The organism is Streptomyces sp. CC53 (assembly GCF_001865245.1).
In the GTDB taxonomy this organism is placed as follows: Bacteria; Actinomycetota; Actinomycetes; order Streptomycetales; family Streptomycetaceae; genus Streptomyces.
The window spans coordinates 1-1748 of sequence record NZ_MKXB01000146.1 but is presented as its reverse complement, the minus strand read 5'-3'; the positions used below and the strand labels follow the sequence as shown (position 1 = coordinate 1748).

The following is a 1748-nucleotide window of genomic DNA, read 5'->3' as shown; positions in this document are numbered from 1 at the left end:
CCCCCCGCACGCACTCCGACTGCCCTGACCCGCCCCGCCACCGGGCATGACCGGCCCCGACCGGACCAGCCGGCCTCGCCCGGGCCCGTCCGCGTGCGGCTCCCGCCGGCGCCCGCGCGCACGGCCTCGGCAGGGCGGGCGGTACGGGCGCACGCACCGCGGCCCCCCGCGGCCGGCCCGTGCGGGGCGCGGCCGCGGGGGGCCGGTGCGGTGCGGGCGGACGCCCGCGGGGTCAGACGTCGAGCTGGTCCGCGACGGCCCGCAGCAGGCCCGCGATCTTCGCGCCGTGCACCTTGTCGGGGTAGCGCCCCCGCTCCAGCATCGGGGTGATGTTCTCCAGCAGCGTCGTCAGGTCCTGCACGATCGACGCCAGCTCGTCCGGCTTGCGCCGCTGCGCCGCCGCCACCGACGGCGTGGGGTCCAGGACGGTCAGCGACAGGGCCTGGTCGCCCCGCTGGCCCGCCACCACGCCGAACTCCACGCGCTGCCCCGGCTTCAGGGCGTCCACTCCGGCGGGGAGCACCGACGAGTGCACGAAGACGTCACCGCCGTCGTCGCGGGAGAGGAAGCCGAAGCCCTTCTCGCTGTTGAACCACTTGACCTTGCCGGTAGGCACGTCCTGTCCTCGTCTTCGTACTCGTCGGGTTACGCCATCGGAAAACGGCTCTTCACTGCACCGCGGCGGGTCGCCCGGGGCCGCCCCGAGCTCTCCACCGCGATCGAGCAGGGGGGACCCCCTGGCGCATCAAGGCTAATGGTCGCGGCCCGGCTGACAAGACGCCGCCGGTTTGTTCCTCCGGCCTGGGAACTACCCTGGCCGAATGCGTAGTGAAACCACCGAGGGTGCCGCCGCGCCCGGCGACGGCCTGATCCGCGTCGGCGCCGTCGTCTTCGTCATCGGCGCGGTCGCCACTCTGGTCACCGTGGCCCCGCTCTTCCTGGGGACCGAGCCCTTCCCGCCGATCGCCTACGGCGTGTGCATGCTCATGGGTGTCGGTTTCGGGATCGCCGGGGCGGGCGTGCTGCGGTCGATCGCCGCGCAGCGCCGTCAGGCCAAGGCGTCGGCGCCCTCGGCGTAGGCCGCCCACCAGGCGGGGAAGGCCGTCAGGTCAGGCAGGACGACGTCGGCGCCGGCCGCCCGCAGGTCGTCCTCGCCGTACGGTCCGGTCGCCACCGACACCGCGAGGGCGCCCGCGGCCCGGGCGCCCCGTATGTCGCCCAGGTGGTCGCCCACGTACACCCGGGCGCCCTGTGCCCGCAGGGCCTCCGCCTTCGCCTCGGCCCACAGGCTGCCGACCACCGTGTCCGGCTTCAGGCCCACGTGCGTGAGGTGCAGCGTGGCGTGCGGTGCGTTCTTCGCGGTGACGACCATCGAGCGGCCGCCCGTGGCGCGAACGGCTTGAATTGCGTCCTCGGCGCCCGGCAGCGCGGGCGACGGGTGGATGGCGTGTGTGGGGTAGATCTCACGGTAGGCGGCCGCCATGTCCGCGATCCGCTCCTCCGGGAACCAGTGGGCGAGTTCGTGTTCGAGCGGCGGGCCGAGTCGGGACACCGCCAGATCCGCGTCGATCCGCACACCGGTGCGCGCCGACAGCTCCACATAGGTGGCCCGGATACCGGGGCGTGAGTCGATCAGGGTCATGTCGAGGTCGAAACCCACGGTGAGTGTCATGGGGCCATTCTGCCGAGGGGGCAAGGGCCGGCCGGCCCCCTCCGGGGGCCGCGTGCCCGTGACTGGCCGAGTCCCG

General features: G+C 74.3%; 3 protein-coding genes. 1 reads left to right on the top strand and 2 read right to left on the bottom strand.

The annotated features are described in order from the left end of the window. Positions 1–232 precede the first annotated feature (232 nt). Positions 233–616 (bottom strand): cold-shock protein, encoded by a 384-nt coding sequence (locus BJP40_RS36095; protein WP_071269953.1) that lies wholly within the window; start codon positions 614–616, stop codon positions 233–235. 205 nt (positions 617–821) lie between these two features. On the opposite strand from BJP40_RS36095, the gene BJP40_RS15595 reads away from it, so the two are divergent. Continuing rightward, a complete protein-coding gene (locus tag BJP40_RS15595; RefSeq protein ID WP_071280888.1) occupies positions 822–1079 on the top strand; it encodes a hypothetical protein in 258 nt (85 codons plus the stop codon). Here the strand turns inward: BJP40_RS15595 and BJP40_RS15590 are convergent. Further along, complete coding sequence (locus tag BJP40_RS15590) at positions 1049–1672, bottom strand: HAD family hydrolase (RefSeq protein ID WP_071280887.1); 624 nt, start codon at positions 1670–1672, stop codon at positions 1049–1051. The two genes, BJP40_RS15595 and BJP40_RS15590, sit on opposite strands and share 31 nt — an antisense overlap. Between the last annotated feature and the right edge of the window lie 76 nt (positions 1673–1748).

Bases quoted from the DNA above. Each gene is read 5' to 3' on its own strand.
- BJP40_RS15595 (WP_071280888.1), top strand. From the start codon at position 822: ATGCGTAGTGAAACCACCGAGGGTGCCGCCGCGCCCGGCGACGGCCTG.
- BJP40_RS15590 (WP_071280887.1), bottom strand. From the start codon at position 1,672: ATGACACTCACCGTGGGTTTCGACCTCGACATGACCCTGATCGACTCA.